Source organism: Rhizobium sp. SRDI969, from assembly GCF_025152725.1.
Lineage (GTDB): Bacteria > Pseudomonadota > Alphaproteobacteria > Rhizobiales > Rhizobiaceae > Rhizobium > Rhizobium leguminosarum_I.
In genome coordinates this window covers 97352-113584 of sequence record NZ_CP104038.1, presented here as the reverse complement: position 1 = coordinate 113584, position 16233 = coordinate 97352, and the positions used below count along the sequence as shown (strand labels likewise).

21 protein-coding genes are annotated in these 16233 nt (G+C 62.0%); 14 read left to right on the top strand and 7 right to left on the bottom strand.

The genetic code is table 11. The features are described from left to right. The first annotated feature begins 102 nt into the window (after nt 1-102). The 4 genes from hutG (at nt 103) to N2A41_RS30195 (ending at nt 3996) form a co-directional block, all read left to right on the top strand. Nucleotides 103-906, top strand: a complete 804-nt coding sequence (gene hutG, locus N2A41_RS30210; RefSeq protein WP_260111953.1) for an N-formylglutamate deformylase — start codon at nt 103-105, stop codon at nt 904-906. Nucleotides 907-936: 30 nt separating this feature from the next. Then, nucleotides 937-2610: a urocanate hydratase gene (gene hutU / locus N2A41_RS30205; RefSeq protein WP_260111952.1), complete on the top strand. Its 1674-nt coding sequence runs from the start codon at nt 937-939 to the stop codon at nt 2608-2610. Between the two features lie 5 nt (nt 2611-2615). After that, nucleotides 2616-3191, top strand: coding sequence for a HutD/Ves family protein (locus tag N2A41_RS30200; protein ID WP_222386885.1), 576 nt, complete (start codon nt 2616-2618; stop codon nt 3189-3191). Between the two features lie 175 nt (nt 3192-3366). Continuing rightward, nucleotides 3367-3996, top strand: coding sequence for a J domain-containing protein (locus N2A41_RS30195; RefSeq protein WP_026154580.1), 630 nt, complete (start codon nt 3367-3369; stop codon nt 3994-3996). Nucleotides 3997-4016: 20 nt separating this feature from the next. Here N2A41_RS30195 and N2A41_RS30190 read toward each other — a convergent pair whose 3' ends face one another. Beyond that, nucleotides 4017-4718, bottom strand: a complete 702-nt coding sequence (locus tag N2A41_RS30190; protein ID WP_260111951.1) for a DUF899 family protein — start codon at nt 4716-4718, stop codon at nt 4017-4019. A gap of 292 nt (nt 4719-5010) precedes the next feature. Then, the gene (locus tag N2A41_RS30180; RefSeq protein WP_017968256.1) at nt 5011-5271 is read right to left on the bottom strand and encodes a DUF982 domain-containing protein; all 261 of its coding nucleotides are present in this window, start codon (nt 5269-5271) and stop codon (nt 5011-5013) included. A 254-nt stretch (nt 5272-5525) separates the two neighbouring features. Between N2A41_RS30180 and N2A41_RS30175 the strand changes: the two genes are divergently transcribed. The 3 genes from N2A41_RS30175 to N2A41_RS30165 are packed head-to-tail and all read left to right on the top strand — an operon-like array spanning nt 5526 to nt 6949. Continuing rightward, on the top strand, nt 5526-5870 hold the full coding sequence (locus N2A41_RS30175) for an ArsR/SmtB family transcription factor (RefSeq protein ID WP_260111950.1): 345 nt from the start codon (nt 5526-5528) through the stop codon (nt 5868-5870). Beyond that, entirely contained in the window at nt 5851-6336 is a 486-nt protein-coding gene (locus tag N2A41_RS30170; RefSeq protein ID WP_017968254.1) for an SRPBCC family protein, read from the top strand. Before N2A41_RS30175 ends, N2A41_RS30170 begins: the two co-directional genes overlap by 20 nt. After that, nucleotides 6329-6949: a glutathione S-transferase family protein gene (locus tag N2A41_RS30165; protein WP_260111949.1), complete on the top strand. Its 621-nt coding sequence runs from the start codon at nt 6329-6331 to the stop codon at nt 6947-6949. The genes N2A41_RS30170 and N2A41_RS30165 overlap by 8 nt, the downstream gene beginning before the upstream one ends. Before the next feature lie 327 nt (nt 6950-7276). Here the strand turns inward: N2A41_RS30165 and N2A41_RS30160 are convergent, their stop codons facing one another. After that, nucleotides 7277-7459: a hypothetical protein gene (locus tag N2A41_RS30160; protein WP_222386882.1), complete on the bottom strand. Its 183-nt coding sequence runs from the start codon at nt 7457-7459 to the stop codon at nt 7277-7279. 71 nt (nt 7460-7530) lie between these two features. Between N2A41_RS30160 and N2A41_RS30155 the strand changes: the two genes are divergently transcribed. Then, entirely contained in the window at nt 7531-8172 is a 642-nt protein-coding gene (locus tag N2A41_RS30155; protein WP_170260548.1) for an alpha/beta hydrolase family protein, read from the top strand. Nucleotides 8173-8212: 40 nt separating this feature from the next. Here the strand turns inward: N2A41_RS30155 and N2A41_RS30150 are convergent, their stop codons facing one another. The 4 genes from N2A41_RS30150 to pcaQ form a co-directional block, all read right to left on the bottom strand. Next, entirely contained in the window at nt 8213-8884 is a 672-nt protein-coding gene (locus N2A41_RS30150) for an RES family NAD+ phosphorylase (RefSeq protein WP_017968250.1), read from the bottom strand. Next, on the bottom strand, nt 8881-9402 hold the full coding sequence (locus tag N2A41_RS30145; protein WP_222386881.1) for an MbcA/ParS/Xre antitoxin family protein: 522 nt from the start codon (nt 9400-9402) through the stop codon (nt 8881-8883). The genes N2A41_RS30150 and N2A41_RS30145 overlap by 4 nt, the downstream gene beginning before the upstream one ends. A 92-nt stretch (nt 9403-9494) precedes the next feature. Beyond that, complete coding sequence (locus N2A41_RS30140) at nt 9495-10184, bottom strand: methyltransferase family protein (protein WP_222386880.1); 690 nt, start codon at nt 10182-10184, stop codon at nt 9495-9497. Between the two features lie 19 nt (nt 10185-10203). Beyond that, nucleotides 10204-11121: a pca operon transcription factor PcaQ gene (pcaQ, locus tag N2A41_RS30135; protein WP_222386879.1), complete on the bottom strand. Its 918-nt coding sequence runs from the start codon at nt 11119-11121 to the stop codon at nt 10204-10206. A 432-nt stretch (nt 11122-11553) separates the two neighbouring features. Between pcaQ and pcaD the strand changes: the two genes are divergently transcribed. The 6 genes from pcaD to N2A41_RS30105 all read left to right on the top strand — a co-directional run bounded on the left by pcaD (nt 11554) and on the right by N2A41_RS30105 (nt 16160). Beyond that, nucleotides 11554-12363: a 3-oxoadipate enol-lactonase gene (gene pcaD, locus N2A41_RS30130; RefSeq protein WP_222313927.1), complete on the top strand. Its 810-nt coding sequence runs from the start codon at nt 11554-11556 to the stop codon at nt 12361-12363. Continuing rightward, entirely contained in the window at nt 12360-12764 is a 405-nt protein-coding gene (gene pcaC / locus N2A41_RS30125; protein WP_017968245.1) for a 4-carboxymuconolactone decarboxylase, read from the top strand. The genes pcaD and pcaC overlap by 4 nt, the downstream gene beginning before the upstream one ends. A 9-nt stretch (nt 12765-12773) precedes the next feature. Beyond that, complete coding sequence (gene pcaH / locus N2A41_RS30120) at nt 12774-13523, top strand: protocatechuate 3,4-dioxygenase subunit beta (RefSeq protein ID WP_018071487.1); 750 nt, start codon at nt 12774-12776, stop codon at nt 13521-13523. Between the two features lie 2 nt (nt 13524-13525). After that, on the top strand, nt 13526-14137 hold the full coding sequence (gene pcaG, locus N2A41_RS30115) for a protocatechuate 3,4-dioxygenase subunit alpha (RefSeq protein WP_222280207.1): 612 nt from the start codon (nt 13526-13528) through the stop codon (nt 14135-14137). 141 nt (nt 14138-14278) lie between these two features. After that, nucleotides 14279-15325 carry a 3-carboxy-cis,cis-muconate cycloisomerase gene (locus N2A41_RS30110; RefSeq protein ID WP_222386877.1) on the top strand — a complete coding sequence of 349 codons (1047 nt, stop codon included), beginning with the start codon at nt 14279-14281 and terminating at the stop codon, nt 15323-15325. Nucleotides 15326-15392: 67 nt separating this feature from the next. Continuing rightward, on the top strand, nt 15393-16160 hold the full coding sequence (locus N2A41_RS30105) for an SDR family oxidoreductase (RefSeq protein WP_222386876.1): 768 nt from the start codon (nt 15393-15395) through the stop codon (nt 16158-16160). Nucleotides 16161-16233 lie beyond the last annotated feature (73 nt).

Here is a 16233-nt window from a genome sequence, read left to right as displayed (position 1 = left end):
GCTTAACCTGCGGCCCCGGCTGCATTCAATCTTGAACGCAGAGCGTGCGGCTGGCTCTAGCCCCTCCCCCCTGTGGGGAGGGGTTGGGGAGGGGTTTTTGCCATGACCGCACCATACGAAATCCATCGGGGCACCTCCCCCGTCATCCTCGGTTTCCCCCATACCGGCACCAACGTGCCGTCTGAGATTGCCGACCGCCTCAACGACAACGGCAGGATGCTGGCCGACACCGACTGGCACATCCATCGGCTCTATGACGGGCTGCTCGACAATGTCACGACCGTGCGCGCCACCTTCCACCGCTATGTGATCGACGCCAATCGCGATCCGGCCGGCGTCAGCCTCTATCCCGGCCAAAACACCACCGGCCTTATTCCCCAGACGGATTTCGACGGCAAGGCGATCTGGAGGGATGGGCAGGCGCCTGACGAAGCTGACGTCGCGGCGCGGCTGCGGGACTTTCATGCCCCCTATCATGCGGCACTTGCCGCCGAGATCGAGCGCGTGAGAGCAATCCATGGCGTCGCAATTCTCTACGACTGCCACTCGATCCGCTCCCACATTCCCTTCCTCTTCGAAGGCAAGTTGCCGGATTTCAATATCGGCACCGACATGGGCAAGACGTGCGACAGCGCCATCGAGCAGGCGACGCTCACCGTCGTCGAAGCCGCCGAAGGTTACGACAGTGTGCTCAACGGTCGTTTCAAGGGCGGCTGGACGACACGCCACTATGGTCAGCCCGATACCGGTGTGCACGCGATCCAGATGGAGCTTGCGCAATCGACCCATCTCCAGACCGAGGCGGCGCCCTTCGCCTACAATGCCGCCAAAGCAGACAGACTCCGCGTCCATCTCAAAAACATTCTGGTGCGCATCGAACAGATCGCGCCCGACCTGAAACGCTGACGCCCGAAACCTGAGAACAGGGGAACCGCCATGAACAATCCACGCCACAATATCCGCGAAATCCGCGCGCCCCGCGGCAACGATCTCAATGCCAAGAGCTGGATGACCGAAGCGCCGCTGCGCATGCTGATGAACAATCTCGACCCTGACGTTGCCGAAAATCCGAACGAACTCGTCGTTTATGGCGGCATCGGCCGCGCCGCCCGCACCTGGGAGGATTTCGACCGCATTGTCGCGACGCTGAAGACGCTGACGGAAGAAGAAACGCTACTCGTGCAGTCCGGCAAGCCGGTCGGCGTCTTCCGCACCCACAAGGATGCGCCGCGGGTGCTGATCGCCAACTCCAACCTCGTGCCGCACTGGGCGACCTGGGATCATTTCAACGAACTGGATAAGAAGGGCCTTGCCATGTACGGCCAGATGACGGCCGGCTCGTGGATCTATATCGGCACGCAGGGCATCGTGCAGGGCACCTACGAGACCTTCGTCGAGGCCGGCCGCCAGCATTACGGCGGCAATCTCAAGGGCAAATGGATCCTGACCGGCGGCCTCGGCGGCATGGGCGGCGCCCAGCCGCTCGCCGCCGTCATGGCCGGCGCCTGCTGCCTGGCCGTTGAATGCAATCCCGATTCGATCGATTTCCGCCTGCGCACCCGCTATGTCGACGCCAAGGCAGAGACGCTGGATGAAGCGCTTGAGATGATCGACCGCTGGACCAAGGCCGGCGAGGCAAAGTCCGTCGGCCTCCTCGGCAATGCTGCCGAAATCCTGCCGGAGATGGTCCGTCGCGGCATCCGCCCCGATATCGTCACCGACCAGACCTCGGCCCACGACCCGATCAACGGCTACCTGCCGAAAGGCTGGACGATGGGTGAGTGGAAGGCAAAGCGCGAAAGTGATCCGAAGGCGGTGGAAAAAGCGGCGCGCGCCTCGATGCGCGAGCATGTCGAAGCGATGATCGCCTTCTGGAACGCCGGCGTGCCGACACTCGACTACGGCAACAACATCCGCCAGGTCGCCAAGGACGAAGGCCTCGAAAACGCCTTTGCCTTCCCGGGCTTCGTGCCGGCCTATATCCGCCCGCTGTTTTGCCGCGGCATCGGCCCCTTCCGTTGGGCGGCTCTTTCCGGCGATCCGGAGGATATCTACAAGACGGATGCCAAGGTGAAGGAGCTGCTGCCTGACAACAAGCACCTGCACAACTGGCTCGACATGGCCAGGGAGCGCATCGCCTTCCAAGGCCTGCCGGCACGCATCTGCTGGGTAGGTCTTGGCGACCGCCACAAACTCGGCCTCGCCTTCAACGAGATGGTGAGAACAGGCGAACTCTCCGCCCCGATCGTCATCGGCCGCGACCATCTGGACTCCGGCTCCGTCGCCTCGCCGAACCGCGAGACCGAAGCTATGAAGGACGGTTCTGACGCCGTTTCCGACTGGCCGCTGCTCAATGCCCTGCTCAACACGGCATCGGGCGCCACCTGGGTGTCGCTGCATCACGGCGGCGGCGTCGGCATGGGCTTCTCGCAGCATTCCGGCATGGTCATCTGCGCCGATGGCACGGACGATGCCGCAAGACGCCTCGAGCGCGTGCTGTGGAACGATCCGGCGACCGGCGTCATGCGCCACGCCGATGCCGGCTACGAGATCGCCATCGACTGCGCCAAGGAAAAGGGCCTGCGCTTGCCCGGCATTCTCGGGAACTGAGCCCGGTGAAGATCCTGCGCGCCGGCGATCACAAACGCATGCCCTGGAAAAACGGCAAGGGAGAGACGGTGGAGATCGCCGTCTTTCCACCTGACGCCTCGATCGACGACTTCGACTGGCGCATCAGCATGGCGACGGTCGCAGAAGACGGCCCGTTTTCGATCTTTCCCGGCATCGACCGGACGCTGGCGATCCTTAATGGCAACGGCATGGTGCTCGATGTGGAAGGCAGATCTTCGGTGCTGCTGACAACGGCAAGCGATCCGCTGGCCTTCCCGGCGGATATCCCGGTCGCCGCCAGGCTCGAGGACGGAACAATCACCGATCTCAACGTGATGACGCGCCGTGACGGGTTTAGCCATACGCTGATCCGCATCGACGTCGATGGCAGCAAAACCGTGCCGCTGCCGCCCTCGACATGCCTGTTGCTTTGCCATCGCGGCGCATTGTCATTCCGCCGCGACGGCGAGACCGGCGCGCTTGCGGCCGGCGATGCGCTGCTGATCGACGACGCGGCTGCAACCGTGCTGGAAATCGATGGCGAAGCCAGATGTTATCTCGCTTTGATCACCACAGGCTGATCTTCGAACAACATACTGAAAACATTAAGCAATCGAGGATTTGGCGAAGCGTGTGCATAAACCATCGCCATCTCGGGCCATGGACGTCATTCCTCGTTTCGGTCTAAACTTCGCCCTTCTGATGCAGAAGAAGACCTAGACTGCCCGCAACGTGCCGGGGAGCAAGGGAGCAGGCGTGACGGATCCATACGATATTCTCGGCGTTGAACGCGATGCGGACGAGGCGCAGCTGAAGGCCGCCTATCGGCGCCTGGCGAAGGTCGCCCACCCCGATTCGGGTGGCGATTCGGAAGCCTTTGCCCATCTGCAGAAAGCCTATGGGCTGCTTCTCGATCCGGTCCGGCGCAAGGTCTACGACGATACCGGCTACGACGTCGAATTCGCCGATGCGGCCGAATTGCAGGCGCTCGTGATGATCGAGAAGCTCGTCACCGATGCAGTGCTCGACGAGCGCGCACCCGGAAGTTTCGATCCCGTGGCCGTCATGCAGGACAGTCTTTCCGAAGAACTGCGAAAGGCGCGTTTCAGCAAGAGCGAACTGGAGCGCCACGCCTCGCGCATCGGACTGCATCTGGAACGGCTGGAAAAGCAGTCCGGCCGCGATGTGCTCGCCCACATGTTCCGCGCCCGCATCGAAGCGATCTCCAAGGCGGTCGCGGAAACCGAGGCGAAGATCAAGGCGGCGGAACGCGCCGCCGACATGCTCTCCGGCTATGTCTACGACATCGATCCGCCGCCGCTGTCTGATGACGCGGTTACCAGCATCGAATGGGTCGAAGCCTCAAGAAACCGCTCCACCGGCTGACGGCGTAGACGCGGCTGATCTTAATAAGCCAGCTTCGGATACCAGTCCGGTGCCCGACCTTCGGGCGTCGCATCGAGCACGGTCCAGAGCGGCATCAGGTCGGGCGCGCCGCGCGGATCCTCACCGGGATCGGCCGTCACACCGCCCATCTCCTGGCTCCAGAAATGGCGGATGGTGCCGTCGCGCCGCGTGAATACGTTGAAGGCGGCGTCATCGCTGCCATCCCTGCCGATTGCGTGATAGTCGCGGCTGTAGTCGTCCGTCATGTCGGAATAAAGCGGCAGATGATGCCAGCCGCGCTCCTTCTTGAAGGCGAGCAGCCTTTCGATCGGCGAGCGGGCGACGACGGCAAGGGCGGCGCGCTGCTGGATGTCAGGCACTTCGCCGTCCCAGGCCGACAGCAGCGAGGTGCACATCGGGCACGGGCGCTCGCGTTGCGGGCCGAACATGTAGCTGTAGACGATCAGCGTATCCTTGTCGGCGAAGAACTCGGCAAAGGAGATCGGCCCATCGCTGCCTTGGAAGCGGTAGTCTTTCGTCACCTCGCCGCCCGGCGGCAGCGCTCGGCGTTGTCTTGCCACGCGCTCGATGTGCCGGCGCAATTCGATCTCTTCGGCCAGCAGCGCGTCGCGGGCGCTGCGATACACCTCGCTCTCATTGGGAAACCGGACGCCGTTCTTGGCCGCAAGCACGGCGGCGGGCACCAGATGTTGATTATCCATGATGATATCCTCCTTCTATTGCCGCGCGTCTCAGACGCGCCAAGGACGTGCTGAAGCCACGACCGGGTCGCAGCACATCATTACAAGGACGATCGGCCGATGCGAAAATCGACAGAGCCGACGGAAAATATTTGCCCCGCGCTTTGGCCGGCTCAGCGCCCGGATCGCCAAAGTCCAGCCGATCAAGATCGCGCGTTCCGAAATGCGGACCATCGAACCAGCTCATGATCCGCATTGCGCCCTTCCGAGAGGACGCCGCCCCGTGAACTCATTTCACCGTCGGCTGCGAAACTCAGTGAACGGTGATCACCGGAATGCCAGCTTCGTCGGCGGCACGGATAAGCGCTGCTCGCGCGTCCTGAGCCGGAATTTCCCCATGAATTGCATTTCGGCACGCTCTAATCGCTATAAGATATTCTTCTCCGTCGTCGATCGGCCAGCCAACGGTCAGCATCTCGGCAGCCTGGAAAAGGGTTGCGACAAGCTTGTATTTTTCCGACCCACTCACAACGAGCATCAGAGGGGCAAACTCTTCGGATGTGCGCCACTTCATGACATTAGGTCTCCCCACAGTAAACATATTAGTAACCGTGCAAGAACCGTTCCGTGATCTTCGCTGGCATGCCGAAGCTCGTTTCTGAGGCCGCATAATGGAAAGGAGAACGTTTCTTAATGGCCGCTCTAGCCGCCCCAGCATCGCCAGCGTTAGCATGGGCACCTGTTTGCAGGGAAACGGTCGCGCAAGATTGCCTTGACACGTCGCGATAAGCAATATATCTATCCGGTTATATAGCTACATGGTGATATATGGATAGCAGCCTCGATGCGATTTTCTCCGCACTCTCAGACCCAACAAGGAGAGCAATCCTTGAGCGGCTTGCTCACGGCAAGGCGACCGTGGCCGAACTCGCAGATCCCTTCGAGTTGTCTCAGCCTGCCATCTCAAAGCATCTCAAGGTCCTGGAACAGGCCGGATTGATCCGCTCCGGCCGTGAAGCGACTTCGCGTCCCCGCGAACTTCAGCCGGACGCGTTGAAGAAAATTTCTGATTGGATTGGCGATTACAGACGCTTCTGGGATCAGAGCTTCGATCGTCTCGATGGCTATTTGTCCAAGGTACAAGGATACGAAGATGACAAATCCGAAGACTGATACTGACAATGCTCGCGATCTGGTTTTTGTACGAAGGTTCAATGCCCCATGCGATCTCGTTTTCAGGGCATGGACCGACCCGAAAGCGCTAGCGCAATGGAGCGGTCCTCACGGTTTCAAGGCGGTGGGCGACCAGCTTGAAGTTTGGCCCGGTGGTAGACACCGCGCCTGTCTGATAGCGCCAGATGGAGAGGAGCACTGGGTTAGCGGAAAATACCTTGAGGTCGAGCCTCCGCACAGGCTTGTCTTCACACATGCCTGGGAAATCGGAACCGGCGAAACGAGCCCGGAAACGGTGGTCACGATTGCGCTAAAGGAAAGCGACGGAGGCACGGAAATGACGTTTCGGCAAAGTGGATTTGAAAGCGCATCGTCACTTGAGGGTCATGAAGGTGGTTGGTCGCAAAGCTTCGAGCGACTTGGCGTTTTTCTGGGGGCTGAATCCGAAAGGCCGGACCATGAATAAGGCGGCGATGAAGCTTTACTATTGCGAGACGCTCAATCCTCGGAAGGCCTGCGCCGCTGCCCGTTTTCTTAAAGCCGACGTCGAGTTCATAAGGATTGACCTGGCAAGCGGAGAACAGCGCACCACTGAATTCCTGGCTCTTAACCCGAACGGGAAAGTCCCTGTGCTGCAGGATGATGGCGGAACCTTGTGGGAAGCGAATGCCATCATGTGCCGGTTGTCTGACAGCGTTGCCTCGGATTTCTGGCCGCATGACCACCGGCAGATCGACGTCCTCCGGTGGCTGAGCTGGGACGCCAGTCATTTCACCCGGCATGGGGCAACGCTGTGGTTTGAAACCTTGATCAAGCCGTTGTTCGGCGGAGAGCCTGACGTCGCCGTGATCGAAGATGCGAAGACGAGCTTCCGACTCCATGCTCGCGTGCTCGACGACCACTTGGCCACGAAGATCGTCGCTGTCGGAAAGACACTGACTATCGCAGATTTTGCATTGGCCGCTGCACTTCCTTATGCGACTTCTGCTGAGATTCCACTTTCCGAGTTCAGGCATATACAGGCGTGGTACGAACGGCTTGAACAACTAGATGCGTGGCGAAACCCCTTCCCGGCCTAAAAAGGTGCGGCCGTCTCCGCTTGGCTGGCGTGTCTGCTTCGCCGGTATTTTCTAACTAATCCGCTTCACGGGGCCTCGCTTCTCCGCCGCTGGAATCCCTTCGCCCGTCAAACGACAAGACGAAAGCGGCGGTATGCGCAAGGGCTGCAAAGCAAAAAGGGCGCTCGACCCTTGCGGGGAGCGCCCTTATCCTGTCGGACAACGAACAATTCGACGACGTCGATACCGCGCGCGTCCATTTTTCAGGCAGGACGGGTATATGGACCCTTCCCGCCGGGGTTTCAAGAGGCTGTTCAGCGGTTCTACACTATAATCGACCGTAGTCGATCAGGAGGCGACCCCGGTGATTGGATTGACCACAGGTCGTTCGCTTTTGTCCCTGACCCCAGCCGGCTGCAACGCCGGCGGCGCCATCGATTCTGCGTCGGCGGGCTCCGGCTTTTCAGGAACGACGCCGACATCCTTGGGTCGCCGCTGCTCGGGCTTTACGTTTTGATCATTCGTCGACATTGTCAGTCTCCTTTTCAGGAAGAAGTCATGGCCGTCGACATGGTTCCGGCGATGGGATGGAGGATTTACCGATGCTTGACAGGTTTCTGCTGCAGGGCCCTCAGGATGCGCACTTCACCATCCTTCTTGCGCATGGCGCCGGCGCGCCGATGGATTCGGCATCGATGACAGCAGCCGCAAATGCGCTCGCCGGCGTCGGCTTCCGTGTGGCCCGTTTCGAATTCGCCTATATGGCTGCCCGCCGCACCTCGGAAGGCCGCAAGCCGCCGCCACGGGCCGAAACGCTCAATCCCGAATACGAGGCGGCCATTGCCGAGCTCGGCGCCAGCGGTCCTCTAATCATCGGCGGCAAGTCGATGGGCGGCCGGGTCGCCAGCATGATCGCCGACGGTCTTCATCGTCGGGGTAAGATCGCCGGCCTGCTCTGCCTCGGCTATCCCTTCCATCCGCCCGGCCAGCCGGAGAAGCTGCGCACCGGCCATCTCACAGGGCTGGCGACGCCCGCCCTGATCTGCCAGGGAACGCGTGACGAATTCGGCACGCGGGACGAGGTGCCAGGCTACGATCTGTCCGACAGGATCGAGATCCTCTGGCTCGAGGATGGCGACCACGACCTCAAGCCGCGCAAGACGATCTCCGGTTTCTCCAGTGCCGATCACCTCGCTACGATGGCGACGGCGGTGAAGACATGGGCCGAACGACTGCCGGTTTGAGCATCACCCTTGTCCCGGTGCCGGCCCGCGGCTGCCGCCATCAGGCTGCAAGCTTCCTGACATCGATGCGTCGGTCGGTGGCCGAAACGGTGATTTCGAAGTGGTCGGCCTGCACCACGCCCTGAATATTGCGCGGCCGGTGGGCGACGATGGCCACTCCGCCTTTAAGCCGGACACTGTCATAGAGGATACCGGCGCCGCCGCTCGAGCGGACCTCTTCCCCCAGCACCTGCGACGCCGCATAGCTGGTGGCGTCATAAACATCGGGCCGCAGACTCTCTTCACCGCGAATGTCGAGGTAATCACCAATCAGATTGGCCGCATAGCTTCGATAGGTGCGCGCCATCGTCGCCACGCTGCGCGCGTAAGCTTCGCGCCTGAGATGATGGCCAACCTCCGCGGCGGCGGTTCTGAGATCGTCGGCGGCATACCAGGCGCCGAGATCCGGGCCGTTGAAGCGCATTCCTCCCGGCGCGACATGCAGGAATGCCGCCATCACAATACTGGCATTGGCAATGCCATAAACCCATTGGTCCTCGGGAAGCCGTTGGATGCGGTCGGCGACCAGACGGTCGTTGGTCCAGCCGACGAGCTCCATCACGGCTTCGAGATCGGCCGCCCGCGTCACCGTCTCAAAAAGCCCGATGGGCGGAAACTGCGAAGGGATCAAGCGGTACGATGGACGTGGCGCCTGGGCAAACCGATCCCTCACCGGAAGACGATGTCCGCGTCTTCGTAGGGCGTGAACGCTTCGTCGAGCGCATTCGGCTGCATATAGAGACCGCCTCGCGCGCCATCGAGAAAGCGGCGGACAGTCATCAACCCGTCCTGGGTTCCGTTCGTCGCGACATCAAGCGGCGGACGCCCGCTGAAAACGAGCGCCTGATGCGGTGTGCGCAGCCAGGCGACGCCGGCGCGTTCATCGGAAAACAGCACGCCGAGCGCCTGATGGATGCCGAGCACGGCCGAGATGCGGGTTAGCGTATCGACATCGAGCGTGAAGGCACCGTGCTCGCGCGCCTGTTTGGCCCAATTGTGGTAGGTCGACCTAGAGGGATAACCGAGCACGAGCAGACGCTGCTCTTCCGTCAGTCCCCAGAGATCGGCGATCGCCAGAAAGGTTCGCAATGCCGGGGCGCTGAGCCTCCTGCGGTTTGCCGGAGCAAACCGCTCCATTTCCAGCCGCTGTGGCCCCTGGCCCTTCCGCTGCTCCCGTCGTGCATGCTGCATAAGAGCCTCCTGTCTTGAATTAGACATAGTCCAAATCTGGGCATACATCAAGCAAATTTAAAGACCGGTCCTGCCGACCGCCGGCTTAGCCGTCACCATAGTCCCGGCAGCAGCCGGTAGCGGACCTTGCGGCGGTATTCGGCGTAACCCGGCAGGTCTCTGGTCAGATGTTTCTCCTCATCCAGCAGCCGCGCAGCAAGTCCGCCAAAGGCAGGAGGGATGGCAAGCAGGCCCCAATAGGAGCCGAGCGATAGCGGCATGCCTGAGAAGAGCACCAGCGCCGCCGCATACATAGGATGGCGCACGATGCTGTAGAGCCCGCTGGAAATGACCCGTTGGCCCCTCTGGATCTCGACTGTCGCCGAGGCGAAGCTGTTCTGACGCAGGACGAGGAAGCAGCCGTAAAAACCGGCCGCGACCAGGAGATTACCGAATATCACCATCGGCACCGGAACGGCCGACCAGCCGAACCGATGATCGAGGGCCGAGCCGATGAAGAGCGCAATCAGCGCGACACTGTTGAAAAGCTGAATACGCTTTTGCGCCGGCAGCCGCTCCGCGCCCGGCCCGACATGCAACCGCTGTTCCAGCAAAGCGCGGTCATACTTCAGGAAATAGGCCGTCGTCGCGATGATCCAGCCGCAAAAATTGAGAAGGAACAGCCAGCCCTGCCAATAAGTCAGCGAGCCCGCGGCAACGAAGATCATCACCGCCAGCACCACGACGAATTTCACCGTCGCTTCCGTCGCCCGCCTGCCCAGATCCTTGTTCTGACTCTCCATCGGTCCGACCTCCGTTACCTCAGGAAACCTCGCCAGCCGCCTCGCGGATCGTCTGCATGAGGATCGATTGCGGCAGAGACTGCACGGCATCGGCGCGCATCGTCAACCCGACCGGCCCCCTGGTCTCGCCGGTATCGACCGGCAGAAGCGCCAGCCGCCCGTCGGCGACATCGGCGGCCACCACGCCGTTGGAAATGATCCAGATCGCATCACTTGCCCTGAGGAAAGCGCGGCCGAACGAATCCGACACCGTCTCGATCTGGTTCGGCAGGCTGGAGACGCCGTTGACGATGAGGAAATTTTCAACTACCGGCCGGATGATCGAACCCCGCGTCGGCATCAGCACCGTATAGTTGCCGAAGCTGGCAAAGAGCGATTGCCTGCCGTCGAGCAGCGGATGGCCGGCGCGCACGGCAAACACCACCTGTTCGGAATAAAGATGCTCAAAGGAAAAACCCGCCATCTTCTCGGCGCCTGCTAAGCGCCCGACGACGATATCGAGATCGCCGACACGAAGCTGTTCCAAGAGCACCGCGTTCTCGCCGGTGACGATCTTCACCCGGCTCCAGGTCTTCTCCTTGAGGAAGAGTTCCATCGCCCGCGGCATGATGCGCGATGAAACCGTCGGCAGCGCACCGATCCGGATCGGCGGCGCATCGGAAAACTGCTCCTGCGAGACGGAATCGAGACCCTGTCGCAGCGCCGTCAGCGCAGCGCCAGCGTGCCGCAGGAAGACCTCGCCGTAGCGGGTGATCTTGATGCCGCGGCCGTCGCGCTCGAAAACATCGACGCCCAGCGCCTGTTCCAGTTCGCGGATCGTCTTGGTGACCGCCGGCTGGCTGACATGCAGCAATTCGGCGGCCTTCATGACGCTCTTCTGCCGCGCCACCTCGACAAAGGTTTGCAGATGGCGGAACTTGACCCGGCTGTCGATCATCGCTCGCATAACTCCATGGTTATCGAAACGCCAATAAATATCATTTTACTTAACCGGATCAACCATTCAATTTCCAGCCGGAACGCTGCCTGTCCCGTTGGATGGGCGGTGAGAACTCTAAAATTTTGAAGCGCGCATCATTCTTTGTGAAATCCTCTATAATCCAGGGAGGCTTAGTGAAGCACCGGATGTGGTTTGCCTCGATAGGCCGGGGCAAGTTTGGCAAGAGGGCTAACCCCACTCTCCGTCATCCTCGGGCTTGACCCGAGGATCCATGCCCGCTGCTGCTCGGGTCAAGCCCGAGCATGACGGAGGGTGAGGCAGGCGGGAGGAGCCATTCATGGCGCAGACGCCTGAGTCAGGAATGCCGTCCGTCAGTTGAACCAAATGCCGGTCCTCCGGCTGAACTGATTTGATGAGGAGGAGAGTGACGTGCAGTTCGCCCGCATAAACGACGTGACGATCCATTATCAGGTCATCGGTGCCCCTGCCGACAGGCCGGTGATCGTCTTCACCAATTCGCTGGGCACGGATTTCCGCATCTGGCGCGACGTCGTGGTGCGGCTCGCCGGCGAATTCGCCATCGTGCTTTACGACAAACGCGGCCACGGCCTTTCCGATGTCGGCCAACTTCCCTCATCGATCGAGGACCATGCGACGGATCTCGCTGGCCTTCTCGATCTGCTGTCGGTCAAGGATGCCGTCATCTGCGGCCTGTCGGTCGGCGGTCTCATTGCCCAGTCGCTCTATCACCGCCGGCCGGACTTGATCCGCGCGCTCATCCTCTGCGACACCGCCCACAAGATCGGCACGGCGCAGAGCTGGAATGCCCGCATCGCCGCCGTCGAAAAAAACGGCATCGCAAGCATCGTCGACGCCATCATGGAACGTTGGTTCACGCCCGCCTTCCGGCGGCCAGAGAGCACCGCCTATGCCGGCTATTGCAACATGCTGACGCGCCAGTCCGTCGAGGGCTATCTCGCCGCCTGCGCCGCGATCCGCGATGCCGATTTCACCGAAATCGCAAGGACGATCACTGTCCCGACGATCTGCATCGTCGGCGACCAGGATGGCTCGACGCCGCCCGATCTCGTGCTTTCGACCGCGAAGCTGATATCAGGCGCGCGTTACGAGGTCATCCCTGATTGCGCGCACATTCCCTGCGTCGAGCAGCCGGAGGCGCTGACGGCGATCATCCGCGCCTTCCTCACATCCATTCCGTCTGGAGAAGTCAGCCCATGAATGAGACCGCGTCCTCCTCCGAGCGCTATCGGCAGGGCATGGCGACCCGCCGCGCCGTGCTCGGCGACGCCCATGTCGACCGCGCCGCCACCGCGTCGACGGAGTTCGACCGCCCTTTCCAGGAGTTGATCACCGAAGCCGCCTGGGGCCATGTCTGGTCGCGCCCGGCGCTGACCAAGCGCGAGCGCTCGATCGTCACGATCGCTCTGCTTGCCGCGCTTGGCCAGGACGACGAGGTTGCCATGCATGTGCGCGCCACCGCCAATACGGGGGCGACCCGCGAGGATATCTGCGAGGCGCTGCTGCATGTGGCGATCTATGCCGGCGTTCCCGCTGCCAATCACGCGATCAAGATCGCAAAACAGGCTTTTGAACAGATGGACGCCGAAAAGGCGGCCTGAGGGAGGAACATGTCCGAACGACCGAACCGCAAGCCCGAGACCGGCGGCTTCTTCGCCCGCGACCGCGCCTGGCATGCGCCGGCGCTGACCCCCGGCTACAAGACCTCCGTGCTGCGCGCGCCACAGCGCGCACTGCTGTCGCTCGACGGCACGATTTCCGAAACCACGGGTCCGGTCTTCGGCCATTCGATGATCGGCGAACTCGACAACGACCTGATCCTGAACTACGCGCAGCCCGGCGAAAGCGCCATCGGCGAACGCATCATCGTCCATGGCCGCGTGCTCGACGAGCGCGCCAGGCCGGTCGCCGGCGCCTTGGTCGAATTCTGGCAGGCCAATGCCGGCGGCCGCTATCGCCACAAGAAGGAAACCTATCTGGCGGCGATCGACCCGAATTTCGGCGGCTGCGGCCGCGCCATCACCGACGAGGACGGCCACTACCATTTCCGCACCATCCGTCCCGGCGCCTATCCCTGGCCGAACGGCATCAACGATTGGCGTCCCGCCCATATCCATTTTTCGATCTTCGGGCATGGTTTTGCCCAACGCCTGATCACCCAGATGTATTTCGAGGGCGATCCGATGATCTGGAAATGTCCGATCGTCGGAACGATCCCCGACAAGGCGGCGATCGAGCAACTGATCGCGCCGCTCGACTGGGGCAACACCATCCCGATGGATTCACGCGCCTATAAATTCGACATTGTGCTGCGCGGCCGCCGCTCGACGATGTTCGAAAACAAATTGGAGGGCAACTGACCATGCAGCAGCTCGGCTATCTCAAGGAAACTCCGTCGCAGACGGCAGGCCCCTATGTCCATATCGGCCTGACGCCGAATTTCTGCGACATCTCGGGCGTCTACGACACCGATCTCGGCATCGGGATGGTCAACGACAAGACGCTCGGCGAGCGTATCACCGTCACCGGCCGGATCTTCGACGGCGCCGGCGCATTGGTGCGCGATGCGGTCATCGAGATCTGGCAAGCCGACAGCGCCGGCCTCTACAACAGCCCGTCGGAAATGCGCGGCGCCGCCGATCCCAATTTCACCGGCTGGGGCCGCTGCCCGACCCGTGCCGAAGACGGCGTCTACAGCTTCGAGACCGTCAAGCCCGGCCGCGTTCCCTTCAAGGACGGCCGCAGACAAGCCCCGCACATCACTTTCTGGATCGTCGCCCGCGGCATCAATATCGGCCTGCATACGCGCATGTATTTTCCGGAGGAGACGGAGGCCAATGCCGCCGACCCGCTGCTTTCCCGCATCGAACATCGCGAGCGCGTCGCAACGATGATCGCCACCCGCGACGGCGCGACCTGTCATTTCGACATCTACCTGCAGGGCCCGAAGGAAACGGTGTTTCTCGATATCTGAGGGCATGGTGGCGGCTTGTTTGCCGGCCACTCTGCAAGTAGCCTCCATAAATCGCGGACGCCGCCTCGAGTCCCTTCTCCCCAGTGGGGAGAAGGTGGCGGCAGCCGGATGAGGGGGCCGCCACCACAAACCGAGACGATCATGACCGCATCGCCGTTCGACCACCCCTTCCTTTCCAGCCTGCTCGGCGACGATGAAATCGCGCCCTATGTCTCCGCCGAGGCGGATATACGGGCCATGCTCTCCTTCGAGGCCGCGCTCGCCAAGGCTGAAGCCGCTCACGGCCTCATTCCTGCCGAAGCCGCAAGGCGCATCGCTGACACCTGCGCCGCCTTCTCGCCGGATATGTCCAGTCTTCGATCGGCAACGGCAAGGGACGGTGTCGTCGTTCCCGATCTCGTGAAGCAGCTGCGCGCCGATGTCGGCGAGGAAGCGGCAAAAAGCCTGCATCTCGGCGCCACCAGCCAGGATGTCATCGATACCAGCCTGATGATCCGCCTGAAGACCGTCGTCTTCCTGTTTGCCGGTCGGCTTTCCACCATTGCCGAACGGCTCGATGCGCTGGACCGCCAGTTCGGCCGGAACCGGCTGATGGGTCACACACGTATGCAGGCGGCGATCCCGATTACTGTTGCTGATCGCCTCAACGCGTGGCGCGCACCGTTGACGACCTATCGCGATCGCCTGACCGAGCAGAGTTTTCCCGTCCAGTTCGGTGGTGCGGCCGGCACCCTGGACAAGCTCGGATCGCAGGCCGCAGCCATCCGCGCTTCGCTCGCCCAGGAACTCGGCCTCACCGATGCATCGCAATGGCAGAGCGGGCGTCTGCCGATCGCCGATATTGCCGGCCTGTTTGCGTCGATATCGGGCAGTCTCGGCAAGATGGGGCAGGATATCGCACTGCTTGCCCAGGCCGGTGACGAGATCGAAATTTCAGGCGGCGGCACCTCGTCGGCCATGGCACACAAGCAAAACCCCGTTTCCGCCGAAGTCCTCGTTTCGCTCGCCCGCTTCAACGCCACGGCGCTCTCGGGCATCCATCATTCCTTCGTCCATGAACAGGAACGCTCCGGCGCTGCCTGGACGCTCGAATGGCTGCTGCTGCCGCAAATGACGATGGCGACCGCCGCCAGCCTGCGGCTCGCTGGGGAGCTTGCAGGAAATATCAAGAGGCTTGGAACGGCCTGATCCCGCACCTTTGCATGTAATGCCGGAAACCGGCTATGCACAGTGCAATGAAATCAGGAGCAGCCCCGTGACCTTTCCCCTCTTCGATCTCTCGGGCCGTCGTGCCCTCGTCACCGGCTCCAGTCAGGGCATCGGCCGCGCATTGGCGGTCGGGCTTGCCGAGCATGGCGCTTCGATCATCATCAACGGCCGCAACGCGCAGAAGGCGGAGGCCGCCGCCGAGGATATCCGTCGCAGCCATCGCCATGCCGTCAGCGCCGCCTTCGACGTCACCGATGCGGAGGCCAGCCGCACCGCCATCGCCTATATCGAGGCGGAGATCGGCCCGATCGACATCCTCGTCAACAATGCCGGCATGCAGTTTCGCACACCGTTGGAGAACTTCCCGGTCGACAAGTGGGACGAGATCTTCAAGACCAATGTCTCCAGCCTGTTCTATGTCAGCCAGCCGGTCGCCCAGGCGATGATATCGCGCGGCTGCGGCAAGATCATCAACATCGCCTCCGTCCAGGCCGAACTCGCCCGTCCCGGTATCGCGCCCTATACCGCGACCAAAGGCGCGGTGAAGAACCTCACGCGCGGCATGGCCACCGACTGGGCGAAATACGGCCTGCAGGTCAATGCGATCGCGCCCGGCTATTTCCGCACGCCGCTCAACCAGGCGCTTGTCGACGATCCGAAGTTTTCTGGCTGGCTGGAAACCCGCACGCCGGCGGGCCGCTGGGGCGAGGTCAAGGAGCTCGTCGGCGCCGCCGTCTTCCTCGCCTCGGGTGCCTCTTCCTTCGTCAACGGCCATATGCTGACGGTCGATGGCGGCATCACCGCCTCGCTCTAGCAGGCTGCTGCCGCCTCCGTACAGATGCCGCCAGTTCCGGCGGTTTTGGCGGCCGAGCAAGCGCTGTCCGAGG

What these genes read in the sequence shown, in the direction of transcription:
- pcaC (WP_017968245.1), top strand. Translation starts at nt 12,360, where the DNA reads ATGAATGAGACCGCGTCCTCCTCCGAGCGCTATCGGCAGGGCATGGCG.
- hutU (WP_260111952.1), top strand. Translation starts at nt 937, where the DNA reads ATGAACAATCCACGCCACAATATCCGCGAAATCCGCGCGCCCCGCGGC.
- N2A41_RS30190 (WP_260111951.1), bottom strand. Translation starts at nt 4,718, where the DNA reads ATGGATAATCAACATCTGGTGCCCGCCGCCGTGCTTGCGGCCAAGAAC.
- pcaG (WP_222280207.1), top strand. Translation starts at nt 13,526, where the DNA reads ATGCAGCAGCTCGGCTATCTCAAGGAAACTCCGTCGCAGACGGCAGGC.
- N2A41_RS30145 (WP_222386881.1), bottom strand. Translation starts at nt 9,402, where the DNA reads ATGCAGCATGCACGACGGGAGCAGCGGAAGGGCCAGGGGCCACAGCGG.
- hutG (WP_260111953.1), top strand. Translation starts at nt 103, where the DNA reads ATGACCGCACCATACGAAATCCATCGGGGCACCTCCCCCGTCATCCTC.
- N2A41_RS30175 (WP_260111950.1), top strand. Translation starts at nt 5,526, where the DNA reads ATGGATAGCAGCCTCGATGCGATTTTCTCCGCACTCTCAGACCCAACA.
- N2A41_RS30170 (WP_017968254.1), top strand. Translation starts at nt 5,851, where the DNA reads ATGACAAATCCGAAGACTGATACTGACAATGCTCGCGATCTGGTTTTT.
- N2A41_RS30160 (WP_222386882.1), bottom strand. Translation starts at nt 7,459, where the DNA reads ATGTCGACGAATGATCAAAACGTAAAGCCCGAGCAGCGGCGACCCAAG.
- pcaH (WP_018071487.1), top strand. Translation starts at nt 12,774, where the DNA reads ATGTCCGAACGACCGAACCGCAAGCCCGAGACCGGCGGCTTCTTCGCC.
- N2A41_RS30110 (WP_222386877.1), top strand. Translation starts at nt 14,279, where the DNA reads ATGACCGCATCGCCGTTCGACCACCCCTTCCTTTCCAGCCTGCTCGGC.
- N2A41_RS30140 (WP_222386880.1), bottom strand. Translation starts at nt 10,184, where the DNA reads ATGGAGAGTCAGAACAAGGATCTGGGCAGGCGGGCGACGGAAGCGACG.
- N2A41_RS30165 (WP_260111949.1), top strand. Translation starts at nt 6,329, where the DNA reads ATGAATAAGGCGGCGATGAAGCTTTACTATTGCGAGACGCTCAATCCT.
- N2A41_RS30180 (WP_017968256.1), bottom strand. Translation starts at nt 5,271, where the DNA reads ATGAAGTGGCGCACATCCGAAGAGTTTGCCCCTCTGATGCTCGTTGTG.
- N2A41_RS30155 (WP_170260548.1), top strand. Translation starts at nt 7,531, where the DNA reads ATGCTTGACAGGTTTCTGCTGCAGGGCCCTCAGGATGCGCACTTCACC.
- pcaQ (WP_222386879.1), bottom strand. Translation starts at nt 11,121, where the DNA reads ATGATCGACAGCCGGGTCAAGTTCCGCCATCTGCAAACCTTTGTCGAG.